Source organism: Entomohabitans teleogrylli (assembly GCF_001484765.1).
Taxonomy (GTDB): domain Bacteria; phylum Pseudomonadota; class Gammaproteobacteria; order Enterobacterales; family Enterobacteriaceae; genus Entomohabitans; species Entomohabitans teleogrylli.
In genome coordinates, this window is record NZ_LLXO01000012.1 from 281,773 (window position 1) to 298,088 (window position 16,316).

A 16,316-nucleotide genomic window follows, 5' to 3' on the forward strand; every position below is an offset into this window, starting at 1 on the left:
ATCCCCATGGATGGCCGGGACATATGATAAAACCCCTGTCGCTGCTTATTCGTTCCACGACCTCTGTTGCCATTGCTCTGCTGGAGGGGCTGATATTGCTGCTGTTCAGCGCGGCGCTGATATTTATGGATATCACCCCGCTGCTGGTGCTGGAAATGATATTGTCTGGCGGGCTGGCGGCAGGATATGCGCTGGCTGCGCGGACCTTTCGACGCCGGATGCAGGCTGTCGGCATGGTGGCGCGCGACTCGCCGCAGGAGAAAGACGCCGATCGGGTGCTGTGGCTGTTTTCCGTTGTCGAATGGCTGATGACACAGATCCTCAGGCTGGCAATAGCGGCATTTATCTATGGGCTGATAGTACTGCGCGAGCATCCGGTTTTTTATCTGCACCAGGGACTGCTGGCGGTGTTGGCCGTGGGCGTCTGGTGGCGGCAGGGGCGACTGGAAAAAGAGCGCAGTCAGTGCGGCTACGGCGATGCCTGATAGAGAGCCGGAGGCGCGGCGGCATCGCTCCTCCGGTTAGGGCGCTAGCGCCGGCGTCCGCCGAGGATGCCCCCCAGTACGCCGCGCACGATCTGGTTGGTAATCTGCCGCGCCGCGCTCTTTGCCATGGTCTGCACTACGCCGTCTTTCTTACCGCCGCGCGGTCCGGTGGTGCCGAACAGAATGTCTTTCAGCCCTCCTAACAGCCCGTCATCGGCGGCGGCATTTTTACCGGGGACCGGCGGCGTATGTTGTTCATCGGCGGCCTGCTGCACGCCTTTTTGCAGCATTTCGTAGGCCGATTCGCGGTCTATGGCATCTTCATATTTGCCGTACAGCGGCGAGCTATTGAGCAGCCCGTTGCGCTCATCGTCAGTCACCGGTCCCATCCGCGAACAGGGAGCGATGACCATGGCGCGCTCCACCACCGAAGGGCTGCCTTTTTCATCAAGGAACGAGACCAGCGCTTCGCCGGTGCCCAGCTCCTGAATGGCTTTTTCGGTGTCAAATGCCGGGTTGGGGCGCATAGTCTGGGCGGCGCTTTTAACCGCTTTCTGGTCTTTGGGGGTGAAAGCGCGCAGGGCGTGCTGCACCCGGTTACCCAGTTGCCCCAGCACGTTATCCGGGATATCGGAAGGGTTCTGGGAAACGAACCAGACGCCGACGCCTTTGGAACGGATCAGGCGGATAACCTGCTCAATCTTATCCAGCAGCACCTGCGGCGCGTCGTTAAACAGCAGGTGAGCTTCGTCAAAGAAAAACACCAGTTTAGGTTTGTCGGGATCGCCGGCCTCCGGCAACTGCTCATACAGTTCGGAGAGCATCCACAGCAGGCTGGCGGCATACAGTTTCGGCATCTGGTAGAGCTTTTCCGCCGCCAGAATGTTAATGATGCCTTTGCCGCTGGTATCGGTGCGCATCCAGTCATGGATATCAAGCATCGGTTCGCCGAAGAAGTGCTCCGCTCCCTGCTGCTCAAGGGTCAGCAGACCGCGCTGGATGGCGCCCACCGAGGCGGAGCTGATGTTGCCGTACTGGTTCTGGAATGATTTAGCGTTATCGCCGACATACTGGGTGATGGCGCGCAGATCTTTGAAATCGAGCAACAGTAGCCCCTGGTCGTCGGCAATGCGGAAAATGATGTTCAGCACCCCAGACTGCACCTCGTTGAGGTTCAGCAGCCGCGCCAGCAGCAGCGGACCAAGATCGGAAACCGTGGCACGTACCGGATGACCGCGCTGGCCGAAGATATCCCACAGCACCACCGGGTTCGGGTGCGGCTGCCAGTCGCTGACGCCAATGCCGTTCAGCCGCGCCAGCAGCTTTTCTGAACTCTGACCCTCTCTGGCCACCCCGGTCAGGTCGCCCTTCACGTCGGCCATAAACACCGGTACGCCGATTTCTGAGAACGATTCGGCGAGTTTTTGCAGGGTGACGGTTTTCCCGGTGCCGGTTGCGCCGGTAATCAGCCCGTGGCGGTTTGCCATACGCGGCTGAAGGTAGCAGGTGATATCCGGCGTTCTGGCGATAAGTAGTGGGGCGGTCATAATGATTTCCTTTCAGATTTTTCTCGATAAAAGCATAGCAACGCTACGCTTTTCATTACACCGGATGTGTTCTTAATTTGCGATACATCACCCACCAGCGACTATGCTTTGCATACCAGTTACTGATTTTCAGGAAACCATGTCCAGATTCTTTTACAACGACCGCAAACAGCTGGTCGATGACGCGATAGAAGGTGTTATTGTCTCTTCGCCGTGGCGCAACCTGACCCGGCTGGATATCGATCCGGCCATTCGGGTGGTGGCGCGCAGCGACTGGGATAAGAGCAAAGTCGCGATTATTTCCGGCGGCGGTTCGGGCCACGAGCCGGCCCACGTGGGGTTTGTCGGTAAGGGGATGCTTACCGCGGCAGTATGCGGCGATCTGTTTGCCTCGCCGAGCGTCGAGGCGATCCTCAATGCCATTGTGGCGGTGACCGGCGATCGCGGCTGTCTGCTGATTGTGAAGAACTACACCGGCGACCGGCTGAACTTTGGTCTGGCGGCGGAGCGGGCGCGGTATTTCGGCCTTAAGGTGGAGATGGTTATCGTGGCGGATGATATCGCGCTGCCGGATAACAAACAGCCGCGCGGCATTGCCGGTACTGTGCTGGTGCATAAAGTGGCGGGTTACGCCGCCGAACAGGGGCGATCGCTGGGGGAGGTGCGCGCCCTGGCGCAGCGCGCCTGCGACAGCGTATTCAGCCTGGGCGTGGCGATGCAAACCTGCAACATGCCAGGCAACGAAGAGCTGACGCGCATTAAACCCGGCTCAGTGGAGCTGGGGCTGGGGATCCACGGCGAACCGGGCGTAACAACGGTGAATACCCGCAATAGCCGGGAAATTATTGACATTCTGGTGGGCCATTTACAGCAGAAAACCGGCACTGAGGCGCGGCTGGTGATGCTGATTAACAACCTCGGGGGCGTGTCGGCGCTGGAAATGGCGCAGCTCACTAAAGAGCTGGCGCACTCCGGACTGCGCGATCAGATTGATTTTCTGGTGGGACCGGCGGCGCTGGTCAGCGCGCTGGATATGAAAGGGTTCTCCCTGTCCGCCATGGTGCTGGACGACGCGATTACTGAAGCGTTGCAGGCCGAGGTACAGACCAGCGGCTGGCAGCCGATGGTGATCTTCGCCCCGATGCTGGTACAGACGCTGCGTCTGGTAGAGGAACGGGTGGATGCCGAGCCTTCGGAGAATGATCGGGTCAGCGCGCTGCTCAGCGCGGCGACGCAAACCCTGGAAGCGCAGGAAAACCGCCTGAACGCGCTGGATGCGCGGGTCGGAGACGGCGATACCGGATCGACATTTGCCCGCGGGGCGCAGGAAATTGCCCGGCTGCACAGCCGGCATGCGCTGCCGCTCAACGACACGGCGGCGCTGCTGCAAACTATCGGCGAGCGGCTGGCGACGGTGATGGGCGGTTCCAGCGGCGTACTGATGTCTATTTTCTTTACCGCCGCCGGGCAGAAAATTGCCGATGGTCAGCCGTTAGCGGAAGCGCTGATTTTCGGGCTGGGCCAGATGAAGCACTATGGCGGCGCGCAGCCCGGCGATCGCACCCTGATTGATGCGCTGGAGCCGGCGCTGGGGGCGTTGAAAGCCAAAGGACTGGAGGCGGCGGCGCAGGCGGCGGCAAAAGGCGCCGACGCCACGGCGGAGATGCTGCAGGCCAGCGCCGGGCGTTCTTCTTACCTGAGCAGCGATAATCTGCAGGGGGTTAAAGATCCCGGCGCGGTGGCGGTGGCCGAAGTGTTTGCCGCGCTGGCCGGGAAGCGAAAAGCAGGATAAGTCACCGCTGCCCGGCCTGAAAATGACCGGGCGAAGGGAAGAACGGATCAGAAATCGGCCTGCAGTACCACCCGGTAGCGGGCCTTGCCATCGCGCACATGCTGGATGGCTTCGTTGATGCGCGACATCGGGTACAGTTCGATCTGCGGCGCGACATGGGATCGGGCGGCGAATTTGACCAGTTTGCGCAGTTCGGACGGTGAGCCGGTGGCCGACCCGGAAATACTGCGATCGCCGCCGATCAGCGTGAAGGCGGGCACCGGGAATGGAGTCATTACTGCGCCGACGGTGTGGAAGTTACCGCCCCAGGCCAGCGCCTGGAAGTAAGGCATCCAGTCGAGATCGACGTTCACGGTGTTGATGATCAGATCGAACTGCCCGGCCAGCTCGGTCAGCGCCTGCGGATCGCGGCTGTTGACCACCCGAGCGGCCCCCATGGCGCGTACCTCCTGCTCTTTGGCGGGGTTGGAGCTGAAAGCCGTGACTTCACAGCCCATGGCGCGCAGCAGTTTGATGGCAATATGCCCCAGCCCGCCGATACCGATAACTCCGACCCGGCTGCTGGCGGTAACGTGATGCATCAGCAGTGGTTTGAATACGGTGATGCCGCCGCACAGCAGCGGCCCTGCGGAGGCGATGTCCAGCGCTTCCGGCAACGGGATCGCCCATTGCCAGTCAGCGCGGATCTTATCGGCAAAGCCGCCGCGGTTGATGATAGTCGGCACGCTGCCTTCCAGGCAGTTGACCTGGTTGCCGCCGATACAGGCGTCGCAGTGGCCGCAACTGCGCGCCGTCCAGCCGATGCCGACCCGCTGGCCGATTTTTAATCCTTTGTCCTGCGCCGCTGAGCCAAGGGCGCTCACCCGGCCAATCACTTCATGCCCGGCGATCAGCGGGTACTGCGACATTCCCCATTCATTGTCGATCATCGACAGATCGGAATGGCAGATACCACAGTATTCGACGTCGACCTCAACATCTTCTGGCAGCAATTCCCCGGCGTCGAATTGATACAGTTTCAGTTCCGCACCGGCCTGGTCCGCGGCATAGCTTTTGATAATGGTCATAATACTTCCTTCGTTTTTGGCATTCAGTTGTGGCACTGAGAGAAGTGTAGAGCAAGACGCTAAAGGGCGCGTTGGCGGAAGGTGGCAACCGGGCGGCGCGGTGCCCTGCGTCGCCGTCCGGTGAGGCCTGGTGCAGCGCGGGTACCGGCAAACCCGATAAATCGCGACCGATTTTTGTTCAGGGCAATTGACCGCTGACAAAGCTCGCCGGGTATCAGGCTCTTTATAATCAGGCGCGATTATCTTCTCAGAGTATCTTACCTATGGCGTATCAATTGAATATTAACTGGCCGGAATTTTTAGAAAAATACTGGCAGAAGCAACCCGTGGTGTTAAAAAATGCGTTCCCGAACTTTGTCGATCCGATTACTCCGGATGAACTGGCGGGGCTGGCGATGGAGCCGGAAGTCGACAGCCGTCTGGTGAGCCATAGCGACGGTAAATGGCAGGCCAGCAATGGTCCGTTTGAGCATTTTGACGGGCTGGGAGAGACCGGCTGGTCGCTGCTGGCGCAGGCGGTTAACCACTGGCATATGCCATCGGCGGAGCTGGTGCGTCCGTTCCGGGTGCTGCCGGACTGGCGGCTCGACGACCTGATGATTTCGTTTTCGGTGCCGGGCGGCGGCGTTGGCCCGCATATCGATCAGTACGATGTGTTTATCATCCAGGGAATGGGCAGCCGCCGCTGGCGGGTGGGCGATAAACTGCCGATGCGCCAGTTTTGTCCGCATCCGGCGCTGCTGCATGTCGATCCGTTCGAGCCGATTATTGATGAAGACCTGGCGCCCGGCGATATCCTGTATATCCCGCCGGGATTCCCGCACGACGGCCTGACCCACGAAACGGCGCTTAACTATTCGGTGGGGTTCCGAGGGCCGAACGGTCGCGACCTGATCAGCAGCTTTGCCGATTATGCGCTGGAGAACGATCTGGGCGGCGAGCACTACAGCGATCCGGATCTGACCTGCCGCGAGCATCCGGGGCGGGTGGAGGAGTATGAACTGGAGCGTCTGCGTAACATGATGATCGACATGATCAATCAGCCGGAGGATTTCAGGCAGTGGTTTGGCCGCTTCGCCACTACGCCGCGCCACGAGCTGGATATTGCGCCGGCGGAACCGCCGTATACCGCTCAGGAGGTGCAGGAAGCGCTGCTCGACGGCTGTGTGCTGCTGCGCCTGAGCGGGCTGCGGGTGCTGCATATTGGCGACAGTTTCTTTGTTAACAGTGAACGGCTGGAGACCAGTGATGCCGCCGCGGCCGACGCGCTGTGCCGCTACACCGCGCTGACCCGGCAGGAACTGGGCGATGCGCTGCGCAACCCGGCGTTTGTCGAAGAGCTCACCGGGCTGATTAACCAGGGCTACTGGTTTTTTGACGAGTGATAAGGGAAGCCCCTGCGCAGGCGGGGGCTGATCGGTAAGGTTCTACAATCACACATCACGGATGTGCTGATGTCATACTTGCCTTGCGATGACAGAGATATCTCAGTGGATACAGCTCTGGTGGTGGGGTAAATCGCATATGATGGCTAAGGGCTGGTAACCTCCTGAATCTGGATGCTGATTTTTTCAGCACCCAACATGGGAGTGAGGGGATAACAGTTGCACCCTTGCCATGAGAAGGTATAATCCCTGACGTTTTCCGCATCCCCTTCAGTGCCGGAGTGGCGAAATCGGTAGACGCAGTTGATTCAAAATCAACCGTAGAAATACGTGCCGGTTCGAGTCCGGCCTTCGGCACCATCGGAACATCAATAGACGTCAACGGACGTCTTTTTTTGTGCCTGAAATCCAGTATTTACCCATCATTCCCGCTATATTAACTCTCTCAAGGTCAACCGACTTCAACGTGTATCTACCAACAGATGTTGGTACAGATGATGGTATTTCCGGTTCGATAATGCTTGTACCAACAGGGAGGGGATAAGCATGGCTCTAACAGATATCAAAGTCAGAACAGCCAAGCCAACGGATAAGCAATACAAGCTGACTGATGGCAGTGGTATGCATCTTCTCGTCCACCCTAATGGTTCTAAGTACTGGCGTTTGCAGTACCGTTTTGACGGCAAGCAAAAGATGCTGGCACTTGGGGTTTACCCTGAAATCACACTGGCGGATGCCAGAGCACGTCGTGACGAAGCGCGTAAGCTGCTAGCGAATGGCGTCGATCCGGGAGACAAAAAGAAAAATGATAAGGTTGAGCAGAGTAAAGCTCGAACCTTCAAAGAGGTAGCGATCGAGTGGCATGGCACCAATAAAAAGTGGTCTGAAGATCATGCCCATCGTGTGCTAAAAAGTCTGGAAGATAATCTCTTCGCAGCGCTTGGTGAGCGTAACATCGCTGAGTTAAAAACTCGCGATTTATTAGCACCCATTAAAGCCGTAGAGATGTCTGGACGTCTTGAGGTTGCTGCCCGTCTTCAACAGCGCACTACGGCCATCATGCGTTATGCAGTGCAAAGTGGGTTAATTGATTATAACCCGGCACAAGAGATGGCTGGGGCGGTTGCTTCCGGTAATCGACAACATCGTCCGGCGCTGGAATTAAAGCGCATTCCTGAGTTACTACAGAAAATAGACAGCTACACCGGCAGGCCGCTAACCCGCTGGGCAACAGAACTCACCCTGCTTATCTTTATTCGATCCAGTGAGCTGCGTTTTGCTCGCTGGTCAGAAATCGATTTTGAAACGTCAACGTGGACCATCCCGCCTGAGCGAGAGCCTATTCCTGATGTAAAACATTCTCAGCGAGGCTCAAAGATGCGTACACCGCATCTGGTGCCGCTTTCAAAGCAGGCGCTGGCGATCCTAAAGCAGATAAAACAGTTCTGTGGCGAACATGAGCTGATTTTTATTGGCGATCATGATCCGCGTAAGCCAATGAGTGAAAATACCGTAAACAGTGCCCTACGCGTGATGGGTTATGACACTAAAGTTGAGGTTTGCGGGCACGGCTTCCGCACAATGGCCTGTAGTTCGTTAATTGAGTCAGGGCTATGGTCGAAGGATGCGGTGGAAAGGCAGATGAGCCATATGGAACGCAATTCGGTGAGGGCGGCGTATATCCATAAAGCGGAACATCTGGATGAGCGCAAGTTGATGTTGCAGTGGTGGGCTGATTTTCTGGATGCGAACCGGGAGAAAGGGATTACGCCGTTTGACTATGCGAAGATCAACCGGGGAGCAGGTCAAAGGAGGAACATATCAAAAACAGGCAGATACACAATTTAAATTACAGTCTCTTTCATCGATTTTTGTCCATTATGATGACACTCTATATTCGTATTGAAATCACAGTAATATAGTGCATTTTTTAGTAATATTTAACCTATTGATTATTTCAAGGAATAATGACCGTTGAAATTTGCACAAGCTCTCAGCATTCTCTCAAAGTCTTCACCGTATGCGGTCAGTACCGAGAGAGAGCACTATCAAGATCACCTCGTTGGATTCAAGAGATACATATACATCACGACAGATATAGAAGCGGATTTTAAAAAAGCACTCCTATCTGCTAAGTCCAATCAAGTCATCTTCCTATGCGGAAGTAGTGGTGATGGCAAGTCTGAGATCTTGACGCAGTACAGCCAAAAGCACAAAGTGACTCATGACTTCCATTTGGATGCGACTCACAGCTTCAATCCAAGCCAGACAGCCATTCAAGCTCTTGATCAAAGATTCACCCAGTTCAAGCAAAGTCATAAACCACTTGTTGTGGGTATTAACGTTGGTATGCTCGGCAATTATGCAGAAGAAGGTTCCAAAGAGCATAGCGACATCAAAAAGGTGCTCAGAGACTTTCTCTCTCGTAAGCGATCAGCAATTCCAAAGCAGTACGTATTCTTGGATTTTGAAGACTATCCAAAATTCACCTTCAATGCTGAGGGCTGTGCATCAGACTTTGCAGAAAAATTTCTAAAAAGATTGACAGCACAAACGCTTGAGAATCCTTTCTATGCGCTTTATGACAAAGAGCTCAAATCTCTAGGTCATACTCGCCTGACGGCAAACTATGCGCTGCTGAGTCGCCCTTCAGTTCAGGAATCTCTGATCGGCTTATTACTCAAAGCCCGTCTTATCAAAGATCAGTTCCTCACGGCCCGAGCGTTACTGGATTTCATTTTTCAGTTGCTCGCGGCGGATGGCTACTTGTTCGACAACTTGTTTGCAGGCAGTGATAACGAGCTGTTATCCCGTATACAGGGTTTTGACCCAAGTAATCTGCACACGCGCACCGTCGATGAGTTTGTGCTTCAGCATGAGCTGGGCATTGAAGATGAGCGTTTCAATGCGTTTAGATCTAAAATTAACGAGCTTGGTTTTTACGAGGTAACCAAAGCAACGTCTTTTCTTCGCCTTTTCTATTTGCTTCGGGGTGACAAAGAGCTCAGCAATGAGTTTGTAACGCCTATCCAAAACGAGTTCACAAACAATCTGGTAGAAACCTATGCATCTGTCTGGATGCGACATCGTGATTTCGATGGTTCAGGAAAGATGCGCAAACTGCTTGGCAGTTTCTACAAAGAAACGCTGATCGCAGCGCTTCACCGCTATTGTAATCGTCATGCCCCAACACTCGACAAAGACGAGTATTTAGTTTCTGAGCTTAATGGCTACAAAACGGCGGTGTCTCTTGAAGTTAAGGCCGATTTTTCAGCAATACAAAACAGTACACTCGAAAAAATAGGCACCTTCAATGTGTATCTGAAAGTCGATGAACAATCGCTTAAGCCAATGCCAATTAGCGTCAAACTACTTGAGCTTTTGGTCAAGATTGGGCAGGGGTATCGCCCTAACAAGCACGACAAAAATGCTGTTTTGTTACTTGATGAAGCATTGGAACAGATGCTGACAGTAGCTAAGCAAAAAGAGACCTTTTTTATTCTCAAGGGTGATAAGCGCTACAAAATCGTGAAAGAAGAAAGTGACTATTTTGAAGTGAGTGGTATGCACTAATGACGACCGATAATTTCACATTACCGATAAAGGCCGGTTTGCCACAAACGGTAGCTGATAAGTTCCAAAATAAGAATACGTTGAGCAGTTACATTCCCATTCGTACGCAAGGCAATGATTTTGACTGGTCATCAGTCGTGGGCTTAGTCCTGCGTGGATTACTTTGTAAAAAAATAGAAAAGTACAATTACCAAGATTTTACTGCGGATTGCAAAAACAACTTACAAAAAAAATTGGGTGAAGAGGCATTTTGGAGTGTACTTGAAGATATGTATTTCACTAATGAAAATATATTCTCGGTAACCCCTGAGTTTCTGTTGTTTAAGAGCCAGAAGAGTCAAGATAACAAGTACACGCGCGACATGCGAATGGCATCCTTGTTTATTAACTTACTTCAAGGACAGCAAATTGAACGATTTGAATCTAACTTGAACTTCCTCGAAGAGGAGTTTCTTAAAACGCTTTTAGACAAAACAGAGTCAGATCGCGACAAGGACTTCCAAGTGACCGAGTCACCATATTTGCCCTATATAGCAGAGGCGTTTAAACGTGACCTCGAGTTTTTAACTGGTTATCCGAAATACCTGTTGGATGAGTTCGAGCGTTTCTTGGCATTCTATGGCTTTGCTTACACGGCTCAATTAAGCCTATCGTTGTCGGATTGGAAAACAGGTGAAGCCCCAACCGCGAAACCGCTGTATTTCATCATGGATCATGAGCGCGCCAGCAGTGAACGTATCCATATCAAAAAGCACGGTTACAAGCTTTTTAGCGAATCGTCTTTCAAGCTGTTTCCCTTCCTCTCTATGCTGGAAAATCTTCAACCAAACCCAGAAAAATTAAAAAAACCTTTGTGGCAATTGGCAAAGGATATTAAGAGTTCAGAGCGGAGTGATCTAGCTGGGTATATTGAAAATTACGCAAAAATGTTTCGCCACAACAGAAAACTTGAAACAGCAATACCTGAAAAAGCAGAAACCGCAATTGATTGGTTGGAATATGCTTTGAAGCTTGCTGAAGAACAGTTCAGAGACCCTAAAACCGACCGTCCGGGGACTATCAAAAAATATATTAAAGCGGTTGAAGAAAACATGGCTACTGGCTTCGTGCAAGCTCGTGGTCGCTCTGGTCGGGTGTTAGTACTCACTCAAGACCACATTATTTTGCTTACTAACCTGGTGGTGGGTAAGGAAGAAAAGCTTCGCTTCCATGAGCTGATAATTGGCTTACAGCAAAGGGGGATTTTTGTTGATAAGCAGACAGAACAAGAGCTTATTAAGTTCTATGAGCGAATTGGCAACGTTGAACGCATGAGTGATAGTGGAGATGCAGTGTATGTGCGCAAAACAATTTGAATCGTTTCTGGTTGAGCAGTTTTTACTGCACGCGAAAGGAAACATCCGCGCAGGCTATCGCTACCAGTTTAACTCTCCTGACCATGCTAATAGTCAGCGACTTTTCGATGCGCTCTTAGCGCGAAAAGGAGGAGAGAGCGAAGATCGCAATGGTGTAGCGCTGAGCTATTTAGACCTAGAAGACTGCAAAGTGGTGCCAGTGCTTCATAGCGAAGATGCGTGTGAAACGGGCTTTACCGAAAACTACATCTCTAATTTGCGTGACGAAATAGCAAGCCAGGAAGGTCCGTTGAAGGGCTGTGCACTGGTGGTGATTCACAATAGTCGCCTAGATACTCTCATCAACTCGGCGGAAGATCTTGGCCAGTCTGGCCAGGTGTGGAGTCCAGGGAACATCAAATGCGCTCTTGGTGGCTTTATTGAGCAATCTGACAAATCTCGAGACGTTTCGCTTTGCCTTTTGGACGACCAATTTGACGCGATTTTGGAAGATGGTGCGACCATGTTCGGTTTCGAGTCTTTATACAAGGCAGTTGAGGATGGCGAGCTGTGTTTCAGCGAGCTAGGCATGTTTGAGGATCCTTTTGTTGCTGAGTTATCGGGCAATAAAAAACAGATCAAACAGCGCCTAGAAGAAAACCGTACGCTTTACCAAGAGTTGTCGTTTGAAGTAGAGCATTTTGGTCAGCAACTCGAAGAAAGGCTGAAAGGCTTTAGTAGTAGGTTTATCAAAGAACATTTTTCTGACGATGGTTGGAAAGATGTGGAGTTTGAAACTTATCGAGAAGAGATCAAAAGGAATAAGATTCAGAACCTTAAGCATGAAGGTGAAGACGAGACCAATAATGCGCAAGTGATTGGTCGCTACCCAAAAGAAACTAAAGCAGGATTGCGTGACCGTCACTTGATTATTGCACTGGAAGAAGGGCAAAGTGAGTTTGAACTTAAACTGAGCTTTTCTGGCATCAGCGATTTAAGAAAAGAGCAGTTTAAAGTCTCGCCAGCGAATGCACTTGGCAAACAAGAAGTCATCAGCACGCGCCTAACTAGTAAAGGGGCAAACGCTACTCTAGCAGCTAGTTATGCCAATGAGCCTTTGTTTTTCACGCTAGCATTGAAGCGTGACAATACCTCTGAACACCATAACTTCCGTTGCTTGGTTGTCAGAAAAGGCGAGTTTCACCTCGAGGCATTCAAAAACATTTTCGCCGTTGAGCCTTCAAAAAAACGCCTTACCTTGAAAACGGTAGACAACAGCTTGGTTATTAACCCGGCGCTAACTGCAAACCGAAGCCTAGATGATGTCGGTGAAGTGGTTGACCGCGCAGAATTTGGTGTTGTCGATTTTGAATCTTTGGCCAACGAGTCAGAAGAAATCAGCTTTGTGGTGAAATCAGGTGATAATTCCCTGACATTTTATATTGAGGGTGAACAGGTAGAAAGCAGCCTGTCCTTCCCATTGCTGCTTAACCAATCTCGCTTCCACAAATTGTTTGACGATCACGTGTTTGGCGAGCTTTATCCGAGTAAAGACGTTGTCGCGATCGATCATAGTGAATTTCGCGTCATGGAGCCGCGCATTAGCCTACTTCGTTGGGAAGAGTGTTTCGTTCAGCAAAAGCAAGTCTACCTAGCGGAATCCAACAGCATGGCGTTGGAACAGTTAAGGTCTATTGATGACGGTCTTCACTCAGCATACCAAGCACTGTTTGACTATCTAGCGAGCCGACGAACAACTATTTCGTTGGTTTCGTGGGGGCCTATATTTACGGCACTCGTGAAAGCGACCGTGGATGCATTCCTTGATTATTTCAACGCGATCCCAACTGGTGGCATGCTTACCAAAGAGCAAAAGCTTGTGATGCAAATCGGTTTGGTTCGCGAGAATGGTGAAGAATATTACTCGCCATTCCACCCAATGGTGTTGGCTTACTACTTAAATCTTTGTAATGAAATGCAAAAAGATGACAGCTTTGCTGACTTGCCATCTGTCACGTTCAATCGCTTGGGGCCAAGTGGACTGCTTCCGTATGTCTATCATCCCAAGCATGGGTTTGCCTACAACCAGCAAGTAACAGAAAACGGGTTTTGGGTTAAAAGTGTCCCTCACCAGAAAAGTTGTCTGAAGTTCGTTCGCAAGCTGGTTAAAGAAAAGATCAACGAGTTCCAAAAAGCGTTTCTCCACTTGTTTACCGGCTCAGAGAAGAGTGTGTTGGTGAATGCCGTGAATCAAGATCGTGCAGAAGAGTTATTCCTCGGTTTGGTTGACTATGTAAAAGATAACCTCGATAAAGCGGCATCAATTCATGTCAACCTCTACGATGATGAGCTGGTTTTCAATGCATTTGACCAGTTTGCAGAAACGTTCAATTACGAAGAATTAAAGTCTTGGTTGGAATTGGACCGAGAGAAAGTGCGAGAAAATGCCGACACCATTATCGATATTCTGCGAACCCGGCTAACTTACAGCAAGTTTACCAATGCTCAAAGTGAACGCGAAGGGCAAGCCTACTCGCACCTGTCTTTTTTCAGAAACAACGACAACGTGAAGTTAACGACCTTGAGCGTTGACGACATGCCTAGTGGTATTGCGTGTGATGGTCTGCTGACGGGCGACGCTTCTAAAAGTGATGAAGGCTCATACTTCACTGCATTTGGTTTGCAAAACGTTCAATATAGTAACCAACCACACTTGGAAATAGCGAAGTATGTTGGCTCGTTAATAGAACCAGCATTTAAGCCCAGCACACAATACACGGGGGCCAATGCTCCTGCTCTTGCGGTCAGTGAAGACTTTAAATCTCTGCTAGCGCGCTCTTATGACAGCTCGATTTGGACCACCATCATCGACCCGAAAGTGACGCTAGACTTCTTCCACGCCAATCAATGTATCGTGCTTATTCATTATTCTGATCAGTACACCAGCTCAGCCAGCTACGATGCGATAACCGTGACGGCACAGCGTGGTTTGTTCGAAAGGGTGGTTGCACAAAGTGGCGGCAAGCAGATTAACGAGTTCAATGCCTTCAATGGTGATTGGCTACTGAAGATGTTGACTTGCAACGACACCATTCGCAAAGAGCGAACTGGCATTATCGGCGCCTATAAATTTGCGACGTGTCTGGTGCACCAATCTGATATCACCTGGGTTCCGCTCTCAGTTGGTGAAATGATCCGCGTGTCGGGTAACATCGGCCTGAAAATGACCGACAGTGACTTCTCACGCAATGTGCAGAGATATAAAAAAGGCGCGATTTCAGATGATATACTGCTGGTGGGCTTTAAAGAGGGTAACCTTTATTTGCTTCCTGTCGAAGTGAAAACAGGCTCCACGCCAGACTACAAAAAAGCAGTACAGCAAGCGAATGAGCTTCGCCGCTATCTAACAGAGCTTTTGAGCGACGAGACACTGGCGTCGAAGCTATACCGAGGCTTGTTTATCCGCCAAGTGTTGATGCAAATCGACAAATACCGTCTGTACAACGTATTCAGCAATGACTATTTCGAAGCCCTGCTGGCAGAGAAAGAAGAGTGGCTACGCGGTAACTACGCGATTGCGGAGCTTGAGAACTATCCAGCAGGTCTAGTGGTTAGCCACCTTGAAAGCGGAAGCTGTTTCGAACCTGGCTATAACATGCAGGATGGCGTGTTGAAGGTTGACCTTCCTATGTCTTTGCTGCCTTCACTGGTGCAACACCCGCTTCAAGTATTAATGAACGAAAAGGACATCGCACAGATCTGCCATGTGCCGGCGGAGTATATGTTGGTGGGGCAGACAGCTTTGAAAAAAAGAGAGTCGCTCGTTCCATTAGACGTTGTGGTCGATAAGCCAGAGGATTTAAAACCGAACCTCCAAACAGAGGAGCCGTCAAAGTTAGCTGCAGAGCCAACCCCAGATTATGCGAGTGAATGCCGAGTTGAAATTGGTCAGAATACGCTTACCGGCGAAAAAGTTTTCTGGGAGTACGGGCACAAGGATTTAGCAAACCGTCACCTGATCATTTTTGGTAGCTCAGGGCAGGGTAAGACCTACTGTATACAAGGTTTGTTGATGAGCTTGGCCGATGCTCAAATTCGGTCGCTGGTGATTGATTATACAAACGGATTCTTGCCGAATCACCTTGAGCCGGAGTTTATTGAACGAACAAATCCTAAATCCAATATTCTTTGTAATGAGCCATTTGGTATGTCGCCATTTAGAGCTCAAAAGCAAGATTTTGGCGGGATTTTTCTCGAAGAGAAGCCTCATATGGTGGCTGGAAGGGTAGCCTCTGTTTTTAACAAGGTATATTCGACAATTGGCGAGCGCCAGATCGCAGTGCTCAATGAAGTGATTGAATCTGGTGTCCAACGATATGGTAGTGCTTATAGCTTACAGAATATGTTGGATGACCTAAACGAGGAAGAAACTGCAGGACCAGCACTTGCAAGCAAGCTGGCTCCTCTTGTTAAGTCTAACTTGTTTTCATCTGACAGTGATAAAAGTTGGAATGATGTGTTTGAGAGTGAACATCACCGCTCAACAATTATGCAACTTGCGTCGCTTAACCACGATATTTCAATGCTTTGTACTGAGTTTTTACTTTGGGATCTATACTCCTACGCATGTAGTTACGGTAGTAAGGAAAAACCGATTCCTATTGTATTGGATGAAGTGCAGAACCTCGATCATCGCCTGGAGAGCCCATTGGGCAAAATGTTAACGGAAGGACGCAAGTTTGGGGTATCCCTAATTCTGGCGACTCAAACGCTAAGTATGCTGCGTAAAGATGAGCAAGATCGTTTATTCCAGGCGTGTCACAAGCTGATTTTTGCACCAGCAAAAACAGAGACAAAGACGTACGCGAAAATTCTTGAACTGAGCATGCCAGGTACAAAGCAGGCTGAGTGGGAAAAGCAACTAGGAGACCTATCCAAAGGACAGTGTTTATCAGTTGGCTACCATTTGGATAACGGTCAGTTGAAGATGAGTGTTAAGAAAGTGAAGGTTTCCTCCATGTTATCCCGCCTGAACAATTCTAAGGTGTATTAGTCGCGACTTGATCTGACATATGACCTTGAAAGGTTGTAAGCGTCATCTCAGTACCGTCTGGCTCAGAAACCACGATCCTG

At 51.1% G+C, this 16,316-nt stretch carries 9 protein-coding genes and 1 tRNA gene; 8 read left to right on the forward strand and 2 right to left on the reverse strand.

Going from position 1 to position 16,316, the window contains the following annotated elements; genetic code table 11:
• Window positions 1-23 precede the first annotated feature (23 nt).
• Complete coding sequence (locus tag AQ981_RS15365; RefSeq protein ID WP_058912615.1) at window positions 24-485, forward strand: hypothetical protein; 462 nt, start codon at window positions 24-26, stop codon at window positions 483-485.
• A 44-nt stretch (window positions 486-529) separates the two neighbouring features.
• Here AQ981_RS15365 and AQ981_RS15370 read toward each other — a convergent pair whose 3' ends face one another.
• On the reverse strand, window positions 530-2,032 hold the full coding sequence (locus AQ981_RS15370) for a helicase HerA-like C-terminal domain-containing protein (RefSeq protein ID WP_058912616.1): 1,503 nt from the start codon (window positions 2,030-2,032) through the stop codon (window positions 530-532).
• Window positions 2,033-2,171: 139 nt separating this feature from the next.
• Between AQ981_RS15370 and AQ981_RS15375 the strand changes: the two genes are divergently transcribed.
• Window positions 2,172-3,824, forward strand: coding sequence for a dihydroxyacetone kinase subunit DhaK (locus tag AQ981_RS15375; protein ID WP_058912617.1), 1,653 nt, complete (start codon window positions 2,172-2,174; stop codon window positions 3,822-3,824).
• Window positions 3,825-3,871: 47 nt separating this feature from the next.
• Here the strand turns inward: AQ981_RS15375 and ahr are convergent, their stop codons facing one another.
• On the reverse strand, window positions 3,872-4,891 hold the full coding sequence (ahr, locus tag AQ981_RS15380; protein ID WP_058912618.1) for an NADPH-dependent aldehyde reductase Ahr: 1,020 nt from the start codon (window positions 4,889-4,891) through the stop codon (window positions 3,872-3,874).
• A 263-nt stretch (window positions 4,892-5,154) separates the two neighbouring features.
• Here ahr and AQ981_RS15385 point away from each other — a divergent pair, with 263 nt between their 5' ends.
• The 6 genes from AQ981_RS15385 (at window position 5,155) to dptH (ending at window position 16,236) form a co-directional block, all read left to right on the forward strand.
• Window positions 5,155-6,276 carry a ribosomal protein uL16 3-hydroxylase gene (locus AQ981_RS15385; RefSeq protein WP_058912619.1) on the forward strand — a complete coding sequence of 374 codons (1,122 nt, stop codon included), beginning with the start codon at window positions 5,155-5,157 and terminating at the stop codon, window positions 6,274-6,276.
• 275 nt (window positions 6,277-6,551) lie between these two features.
• Window positions 6,552-6,636 (forward strand) — tRNA-Leu (locus AQ981_RS15390).
• A 186-nt stretch (window positions 6,637-6,822) separates the two neighbouring features.
• Window positions 6,823-8,124, forward strand: a complete 1,302-nt coding sequence (locus tag AQ981_RS15395) for a tyrosine-type recombinase/integrase (RefSeq protein WP_058912620.1) — start codon at window positions 6,823-6,825, stop codon at window positions 8,122-8,124.
• Between the two features lie 126 nt (window positions 8,125-8,250).
• Complete coding sequence (dptF, locus tag AQ981_RS15400) at window positions 8,251-9,849, forward strand: DNA phosphorothioation-dependent restriction protein DptF (protein ID WP_058675763.1); 1,599 nt, start codon at window positions 8,251-8,253, stop codon at window positions 9,847-9,849.
• On the forward strand, window positions 9,849-11,204 hold the full coding sequence (gene dptG / locus AQ981_RS15405) for a DNA phosphorothioation-dependent restriction protein DptG (RefSeq protein WP_058706441.1): 1,356 nt from the start codon (window positions 9,849-9,851) through the stop codon (window positions 11,202-11,204). The genes dptF and dptG overlap by 1 nt, the downstream gene beginning before the upstream one ends.
• Entirely contained in the window at window positions 11,185-16,236 is a 5,052-nt protein-coding gene (gene dptH / locus AQ981_RS15410; protein ID WP_058912621.1) for a DNA phosphorothioation-dependent restriction protein DptH, read from the forward strand. Before dptG ends, dptH begins: the two co-directional genes overlap by 20 nt.
• Window positions 16,237-16,316 lie beyond the last annotated feature (80 nt).

Coding starts and splice junctions, on each gene's coding strand:
- AQ981_RS15375 (WP_058912617.1), top strand. CDS start 2,172: ATGTCCAGATTCTTTTACAACGACCGCAAACAGCTGGTCGATGACGCG.
- ahr (WP_058912618.1), bottom strand. CDS start 4,891: ATGACCATTATCAAAAGCTATGCCGCGGACCAGGCCGGTGCGGAACTG.
- AQ981_RS15370 (WP_058912616.1), bottom strand. CDS start 2,032: ATGACCGCCCCACTACTTATCGCCAGAACGCCGGATATCACCTGCTAC.
- dptG (WP_058706441.1), top strand. CDS start 9,849: ATGACGACCGATAATTTCACATTACCGATAAAGGCCGGTTTGCCACAA.
- AQ981_RS15365 (WP_058912615.1), top strand. CDS start 24: ATGATAAAACCCCTGTCGCTGCTTATTCGTTCCACGACCTCTGTTGCC.
- AQ981_RS15385 (WP_058912619.1), top strand. CDS start 5,155: ATGGCGTATCAATTGAATATTAACTGGCCGGAATTTTTAGAAAAATAC.
- dptH (WP_058912621.1), top strand. CDS start 11,185: ATGTGCGCAAAACAATTTGAATCGTTTCTGGTTGAGCAGTTTTTACTG.
- AQ981_RS15395 (WP_058912620.1), top strand. CDS start 6,823: ATGGCTCTAACAGATATCAAAGTCAGAACAGCCAAGCCAACGGATAAG.